The sequence below is a fragment of the Coleofasciculus sp. genome (assembly GCF_046539235.1).
Taxonomy (GTDB): domain Bacteria; phylum Cyanobacteriota; class Cyanobacteriia; order Cyanobacteriales; family Coleofasciculaceae; genus Coleofasciculus.
This window is the reverse complement of sequence record NZ_JBKHHI010000322.1, coordinates 1-7,762: the sequence shown is the minus strand read 5'-3', so window position 1 is coordinate 7,762 and position 7,762 is coordinate 1. Positions and strand designations below refer to the sequence as shown.

Below are 7,762 nucleotides of genomic sequence, written 5' to 3'. Positions count from 1 at the left end.
CCCCAGCTCCCCCAGCTCCCCCAGCTCCCCCCGCTCCCCTTGCCTTTCAGCTTAAGTTGACACTAATGTTTAATACTCCGGTACTGATGGGTCAATTTCCCGACTCCAAGCGGTAATGCCTCCTTTGACATTGATCCCTTCAATTCCGGATTCTTTGAGAATACCCAAGGCTTTAGCCGAACGTCCTCCCATCTTACAATGGGCAATTAAGCGGTGACCATTCAGGAGTTGCTTAACTTTTTCGACACCTGAACCCTGTTCAATATCCGGTAATGGGACTAAAACAGCACCGGGAATTTTAGCAATCTCGTATTCATTGGGATTGCGGACATCAACGAGGACAAAATCCTTGGTTCCACTATCCAACAATTGCTTGAGTTCTTGAACAGTCATCTCTTGAATTGCCATTAACCGTTGCGCCTCCTGTTCTTTGGCTTGGGTAATACCACAGAATTGTTCGTAGTCTACTAATTTTTCGATAACGGGGCGTACTGGATTCGGTCGCAGTTTCAGTTCCCGGAATTTCATTTCCAGGGCGTTGTACAGTAACAACCGTCCGCTGAGGGTTGTCCCCTTACCAAGGATAATTTTAACGGCTTCCGTGGCTTGGATGAGTCCAATAATTCCGGGCAAAATACCCAAAACGCCACCTTCGGCACAGGAAGGAACCATTCCCGGTGGTGGGGGTTCGGGGAACAAGTCGCGGTAATTAGGTCCATCTTCGTAGTTAAAGACGCTGGCTTGTCCTTCAAACCGCAAGATGGAACCGTAGACATTAGGTTTACCCAGGATCACACAGGCGTCATTGACGAGGTAACGGGTGGGAAAGTTATCGGTTCCATCGACAACAATATCGTAGGGTTTGACGATATCCAGCGCATTCTCGGATGTCAGGCGGGTTTCGTAGAGATCAACTTGACAATAGGGGTTAATTTCTAGAATCCGGGTTTTGGCGGACTGAATTTTCGGTTTCCCTACCCAGGATGTCCCGTGAATTACCTGACGTTGGAGGTTGGAACTATCGACGATATCAAAATCGACGATTCCGATACGTCCGATACCGGCGGCGGCTAAGTACAGTAAGAGGGGTGAACCGAGTCCTCCGGTACCGATACAGAGAACACTCGCCGCTTTGAGGCGTTTTTGTCCCTCTAGTCCAACTTCCGGCAGAATTAGGTGTCGAGAATATCGTTCGTATTCTTCTTTGGTTAGCTGGATTTCTTCCAGATTGGGATTTAACATGGCAATTTGGTATGGTTAGCGATTCGCGATTGGGGATTGGGTATTGGGGATTGGGCATTGGTGATTTATCCTTTGTTTGCTCCCCTGCACCTCTGCGCCTCTGCTTCCCCAGCTCCCAGACGTAGCATGCTACGTCTCTACATTGCTCCCCCGTTCCCCGGTTCCTCTACCGTGATCATATCTTCAGGTTGAAACTGGTGATGGGGATCGAGAGTCCAGCTTCTCAGGTCAGAAGCTATACCCTGTTGAACGGAAATTATAATATACGAATAACGCTGCCATGCGATCGCCCGATCAAATTCTGAGGGAATGGCTGGATGGTCAGGATGAGAGTGATAGATCCCAATGATATCTAATTCGCGATCGCGTGAGAGCTTCTGAACCTTCAACATCACCTCTGGGGCAATGCTAAACTGATTCCGTTTCGTCCCTGACTGACGCGGTGAACCCTTTACCCCTTGAAAGGCTTCCGCCGCCTGAGTATCCCAAGCGTTTTCTGTGGGTGAGACTTCTACCAGCGTTTTTACCTCCCCCTTAATTTGACCTAATAACAAACCACAGCATTCTTCTGGGTATGTGCTTTCGGCGTGAGTTTTCATCCTCTGAACCTGATCAACCCTAATTTTGAGTAAATAGTTGGGGAAATGCTCTGGGTTTTCCATAGATTTCCAAGTAAACACAGCTTGATTTAATTTGAACGGAACAACAAAATCCTTGCTCTTAAGGGATGCAATAGGGACAGAGATTAATAAGAATTGTGTATAACTTGCACCCCAACTTACCTCGAATAAGCATAATTTACGCTAAACTAAAATCAGGCAATCCTGATTTATAATACTTTTTAATCTATTTCGATTATGGCAAAAGCACTCCCACCAAACAATCCAGCTTATACGGCTTTCCTCGAACAGTTTACAAGCTATACGACCGAGGCTTTACGGCATCAAAATCCGGCAGTTAGTGATTCATTGAACCGGAGGCAGATTCCTCCTAGCCAGGTACGCCCTCTTGAGAGAGCTTACCAAATTTCCTTGAAACTCGGTAATGATTTGCCGCTCACCCCCATCAAAAAACAAATTTTACAACAAATTGATGCCGTTGTCTATTTTCTCCGAGATTTTCATATTGGGTTATTGGGTCAGCGTACCAGTCTATTTCATCTTTATGACGTTGAGATTCAAGTCGAATCCCATCTGCGCTATCAATTAGCGTTTGAATCTGGCAAACTGTTGATTCAAATCCCCTACTGGCAGATGGCAGTTTTAGACCGCTATCTGCCTTATCAAAAATTAAAATATCGCTGGCATCGCGGCAAACATTTACCGAAGTCTTCGCCCATTCGCAAAATTTGGTGGTTAGTTGATCCGATTGGAGAATTACGGTATAACCTCCGCTCCATGCTGGTGTTGGCGATTCAAAAGCAAATTTTGGGAATTGATCAGCTTTTTGTAAAATTCAACTTACTGGATAACGGGAACCAAAAACATCGAGCGGTTCAAGGTGATAATCCAGCCAAAACAGAACTTAAGAATCACGCGATCGCGTTCCTGAAGGGAACGGTAAAAGAAGAAAAATTGGGCGTGAATCTCGAACTCATCCTTGAAAATCAGGACGATGGCACAATTGCCCAGTTATTGGCAGTCTATAAGAAAAATTTGGCAGATCTAGATCAACTGGAAGAATTGGTGGAAACAGGGGCATTTATATTACAAGAAAAACTAAATGAAGAAGAATCACAAGTCGATGTCAAGATGTTTGGCTTTGTCAATGTCGGGAACTATCATCGGATTGATGTGGCGGTCAATGTGAGTAAAGGTTATCTGAAAAAATATGTGGATGTGATTCCGCGCAAGAGTAAGATTAAAGCGAGACAATTTGGCTTTGTCAATGTTTATACGATAGATGACATTACCGTAAAACCCAATTTTCATGGGGCGCTGACGCTCAACTTTGAAACAGCCGCGTTAGAACAAGCATTAAAAGAGTTAGACTTAGTGTAGTAAGCTGCTCGGCATATAAACTTTAATGTCAATAATGGCGCAATCCTTGTCGTATTGTAAGCATATTGCTAGCTAGTAATACCCAATTTAAATGCATAACAGCTTAGTGGATAATGTAGGGGCGGGTTTCACTATTATCACCTATGGCTTTATCCAAATGCGACTAAACCTTAGTAGATAATGTAGGGGCGGGTTTCACTATTATCATCTATGGCTTCATCCAAATGCGACTAAACCTTAGTAGATAATGTAGGGGCGGGTTTCACTATTATCATCTATGGCTTCATCCAAATGCGACTAAACCCGCCCCGATCAAGTGACAGAGTTTGTAAATTATAGAACAAAAATAAAATGGAACGTGGTTTACTTTGGTTACCCTTACTCGCTGTCTTTATTTGGTTAGCCTGGTCAGGTTGGAATGAATACCAAAAAGTTGAGGCGTATCGTGTATGGGCAGAACAATTTGAACGAGCAAAATATGATATTTATGCGGTACTGGGACAAAAGGAAAAAAATCTGACCTGGGGAAAACCGACTCGTTCGGGTCCAGTGGATTTAGAAACGTTTTCTCTAAATGATGTCCAAAGCATTAAACTGGTCGTTGATGGGCAAAATGTTAGCTTAGAGAATCCACCCAAAAAAGGTCGCGCGATCGCACTAGAGTTTCTCCTCCCAGAATCCACAGTTCAGGTTCCGTTTACCGAAATTCCTCTGGCGGTGGAGTGGGGCAATTTTCTCCGGAATTATAAATGAAATGGCTTTTATCGGGGCAAATTGAACTAAGTAGCGATTAAGACTAAGTAGGGTAAAGGTGCGTTACGCTTCGCTAACGCACCCTACAAATAGGTTGCCCATTTCCTGTCTCGTGACGTAGTTTGATTGAAACTTCGCGAGGAAGACAAATGACCAATGACCAATGACGAATGACTAATGACGAATGACCAATGACAAAAAGGAACGCTAACTCCTAAAATTCGTCTTTAAGTAAGGATAATAGTTCTGGTGCTTTTTATATGAAACCTATCTTACCTATTTTGGCGATTATCGGATTACTCCAGAGTTGCACCACCCCGGTGAACATTTCCTCTCAAGCCATCAGTAATCCTGCTAATTGCCCTAGCCAAACTGAACCCGTACCGATCGCGTCTGCTAATGATGAGGGACTGTATCAGCAATTTGACTATCACATTCGCGATATTATTACAGATGATGATACGATTACCTTCCAGACGCAGCAGTATAATATTGTATTTTGCCGATTTGATCGCACCTGGACAGTAGAACCGGGAACGTTAGCCAATGAATTCCAGACAGCTAATAATCCTGAACAATTCTCAGAAAATCTCCAGAACCCCCCCTATCAAACTATTGAACTTAACGGAAAAGCTTATCAATATCGCGTCATTCTCGAACCGAATCCCTTTGGAAATGAAGCGCAAGGAATTGAACCCGAAACGGTTGTCTTTGAACTGATTACTCCCAATAGCGAACAACCCCAACGTCACCCCCTCTATACCTTAGACCAGGTAAGGCAGGCTGAAGTCGGATTTTCCTTGGGAGTTCCTCGAATTACCTCCGCCCTCAGTTATGCGGATCGCCTATTTTGGTCAGTCGCATCGGAACAAGGGGAAGGATTTAGTGGTATTGCCACGATGGTTGGTTACAATCCTGATATGAATGAGTTGGTGGTGATTCAACCTGAAGAAATTCAAGGGCAACAAATTACTGATTTTGTCATCGCCGGAGATCCCAGCAATCCCGTCTTTTGGCTGGGAACTCAAATCAGTGGTGAAGGGAATCCCTATTTATCTGGAATGGGATTAGTCGCCTATCGTCCTTCTCCCCCTAGTCTCAAATCGGGAACAATTACCTCCTACACCGTCCGCAATAGTCCGATTATTGGGGCAATTCCTGATCAACTGTACTTAGAAAGCGATCGCCTCTGGCTTGGAACTGGAAACGGGGTTTGCCAGGTTCGTTGGCAAGGGGCAGATAATCCTGGAAATTGGTCTTGTTGGCGATTTGCAGCAAAGGCGAAACTGCCGAGTCAGGGATTGCCGATTTACCGCCGTTTATTAGCGGAAACTCCAGCGGTTACTCTTGACCCAGATCAGGTGGGAGACACGGTAGAGGTGTTATGGTGGTCTCCGTTGGACTACCAAACCCAAAAAGGGCGGTATGAAGTTCGGTATGAGGATGGCTTTACCGTCACTTTAAACGAGGGGACGAGTTCTTGGTCTGAGAAATATGGGTCATCATGGCAACCTCGTTCCTGGCAACCGCCTCTATACTGGGCGGGACACGAATGGCATTGGAATGGTGATCGCTTTGTGCGCGGTTTTGATCAAGTCGCCCTAAATTTCTTTGGTGGTGGACCTCTGGGAATTGTATCTGATCAGGATCAATGGACAGGGGAAAATCCTGCCAATATGAATGCCTTGCGGGGTGATCTGGAAGTATTGGAATTAACAGAAACGACTACTAAGCTGAATTATTATTCAGGTTGGGTGGAGGAAGAGTTCCTCAATCCTTATTTCACCGTCGTCCCCCAAAATCGCCCCTTCAATCCTCGTCCCAATCCTTTGGATGAGATGGCACGTTTGTAGAAATGTTACTCTACCGGGTGGGGGTTTGGAAACCAAACCCCTACATCTAATCATCCACAAAATTAGCGATAACCGGGAAATGATCAGAGGGAAAAATCCCTTGCCATTTCCGATCATCAACCGTCACCGTTTCTCGTCTCAGGCGACTATCGTAATAAATCGTATCAACAGCCGCAAACGCCTCACCTGTAAACCCATGAATACTCTGCTGTTTGTTTAATTCAACACCCGCCAATGCATCATGGAGAGTAATCGGATTAGCTGATAAATCAGATAAGATTTCCCGTGGCAAGCTATCGGGTTCAGCGTTAAAATCACCTGTAAGGAAGAGATAGGTCGTGTCAGGATTGCAGTGAATCATGCGATCGCGGATCAGCGTTGCCCCCAGTTCCCGTGCCTTGGCACTGGTATAATCCAGATGGGTATTAAAACAGGTGATCGTTTTAGTATCCTGCGCTACACCAAAGACTGCCCAGCTTGCCATTCGCGGTACAGGATTTCCCCACTTAGGACTGATACTCCCAGCAATATTAGGCGTATCGCTTAAGAAAAAATCGCCACTATCTAGGCTGATGAGACGATTTTGGTTATAGAAAATCGCACAATGTTCCCCTGTCCCTGTCCCCGTGCGATCGCCCCCAATACTTTGATAATTAGGGAGACGGCGATGTAAGTCAAGTAGCTGGTGGGCTTTGCCTTCCTGTGTGCCAATAATATCCGGATTATACTCCTGGATCAGCGCCGCGATCGGATCACGCCGAATTCTCCAATCTTGGTTATCTGGATCAGGCTTATCGTAACGGATATTGAACGTTATGATTCTAATGTTCATAGGTGATTCGTCCTTAGTCATTCGTAATACTCAAGGAAGCGAGAAGCAAGCTACATAATTTGTTCCCTGGTCTCTATTCCCTATTGCCTATTCCCTATTACCTATTGCCTATTGCCTATTGCCTATTACCTATTGCCTCTGTTCACAACTCAAATCGAAACATTATATAACATTTAGTTAACTTATAGTTAAGGTAAGATTAAATGTTTGTTAATATAATGGAAAGTAAGAGATTATGAGACAGGAGGTAAGATATGGCAAAGTCCACATCATCCGATTCCGCACAGGTCAGTAAACAAAACTTTCTTTACCCTAGATGCCGCTATTACGGCAAGTTTACGCCAGAGGATCTAGCCTTTAATGCCAACTTGCAAGAGTTTGCCCAGCAAGTGTCCTATATTTCTGCCCTAGAAACTGGAGGCAAGATTTCCTCTGAACAAGCTTATCAGCAAGTACAGTCACTCTGGAAGCAGTTGAAACATAGTAAGGAATCCTTGGGCATTGGTCAAGCTACCCCCCCAAAAAACTGATAGTTTTTGTATAAGACGGTAGTTTGAGAGAAACTGTGAAACACGATGCTGCAATTTTAGTCATTGAAGATGAAGAAATTTTGCGGGACATTATCCTTAATGTCTTACAGGAAAAAGGGTATCAGGCAATTGGCACTGGGGATTCTGGCAGGGGCTTACTCTTAGCCAAAGAGTTTGTCCCTGATTTGATTTTGTGCGATATTCGGATGCCAAAGTTAGATGGGTATGAAGTTCTCAAAGCTTTACGTCAAGATTCAAGGACTAGGACTATACCCTTTATCTTTATTTCAGCCGAAAAAAGCCAAACTGTTAGGAACCGAGGGCAGCAGTTTGGGGCAAATGGTTATCTCGCCAAACCTTTTACAACCGATGAACTCTTAAAGGTAATCACTAATCATCTTAACTTTTATCAATAAACGATAATTTTTTTTGTCTATATTTATTGCCGATAACAGCAATTTATAATTACGAATAAGGGCGGGTTTTGTTGCTTATTTATTGGCGGATAGGGATAATTTTGTTGTTCCGTTAGTGGTGAGGAGGGCGGGTTTT

Annotated in this window: 8 protein-coding genes; 5 read left to right on the top strand and 3 right to left on the bottom strand. The window is 44.3% G+C overall.

Annotated elements, in window-relative coordinates; all coding sequences use genetic code 11:
- Nucleotides 1-69: 69 nt before the first annotated feature.
- The gene (gene moeB, locus ACLFWI_RS22625) at nucleotides 70-1,242 is read right to left on the bottom strand and encodes a molybdopterin-synthase adenylyltransferase MoeB (RefSeq protein WP_446414797.1); all 1,173 of its coding nucleotides are present in this window, start codon (nucleotides 1,240-1,242) and stop codon (nucleotides 70-72) included.
- Nucleotides 1,243-1,379: 137 nt separating this feature from the next.
- A complete protein-coding gene (locus ACLFWI_RS22620) occupies nucleotides 1,380-1,841 on the bottom strand; it encodes a Mov34/MPN/PAD-1 family protein (RefSeq protein ID WP_446414798.1) in 462 nt (153 codons plus the stop codon).
- A 258-nt stretch (nucleotides 1,842-2,099) separates the two neighbouring features.
- On the opposite strand from ACLFWI_RS22620, the gene ACLFWI_RS22615 reads away from it, so the two are divergent.
- The 3 genes from ACLFWI_RS22615 (at nucleotide 2,100) to ACLFWI_RS22605 (ending at nucleotide 5,848) form a co-directional block, all read left to right on the top strand.
- Nucleotides 2,100-3,242 carry a hypothetical protein gene (locus tag ACLFWI_RS22615; RefSeq protein ID WP_446410947.1) on the top strand — a complete coding sequence of 381 codons (1,143 nt, stop codon included), beginning with the start codon at nucleotides 2,100-2,102 and terminating at the stop codon, nucleotides 3,240-3,242.
- 351 nt (nucleotides 3,243-3,593) lie between these two features.
- Nucleotides 3,594-3,995, top strand: coding sequence for a hypothetical protein (locus ACLFWI_RS22610; RefSeq protein ID WP_446414796.1), 402 nt, complete (start codon nucleotides 3,594-3,596; stop codon nucleotides 3,993-3,995).
- Nucleotides 3,996-4,255: 260 nt separating this feature from the next.
- Nucleotides 4,256-5,848 (top strand): hypothetical protein, encoded by a 1,593-nt coding sequence (locus ACLFWI_RS22605; protein ID WP_446414795.1) that lies wholly within the window; start codon nucleotides 4,256-4,258, stop codon nucleotides 5,846-5,848.
- Nucleotides 5,849-5,894: 46 nt separating this feature from the next.
- Here the strand turns inward: ACLFWI_RS22605 and ACLFWI_RS22600 are convergent, their stop codons facing one another.
- Nucleotides 5,895-6,680: an endonuclease/exonuclease/phosphatase family protein gene (locus ACLFWI_RS22600; RefSeq protein ID WP_446414794.1), complete on the bottom strand. Its 786-nt coding sequence runs from the start codon at nucleotides 6,678-6,680 to the stop codon at nucleotides 5,895-5,897.
- Nucleotides 6,681-6,934: 254 nt separating this feature from the next.
- Here ACLFWI_RS22600 and ACLFWI_RS22595 point away from each other — a divergent pair, with 254 nt between their 5' ends.
- Both ACLFWI_RS22595 and ACLFWI_RS22590 read left to right on the top strand, forming a co-directional pair.
- A complete protein-coding gene (locus ACLFWI_RS22595) occupies nucleotides 6,935-7,210 on the top strand; it encodes a DUF7219 family protein (protein ID WP_446414793.1) in 276 nt (91 codons plus the stop codon).
- Between the two features lie 35 nt (nucleotides 7,211-7,245).
- Nucleotides 7,246-7,626 (top strand): response regulator, encoded by a 381-nt coding sequence (locus ACLFWI_RS22590; protein ID WP_446414792.1) that lies wholly within the window; start codon nucleotides 7,246-7,248, stop codon nucleotides 7,624-7,626.
- Nucleotides 7,627-7,762: the final 136 nt, after the last annotated feature.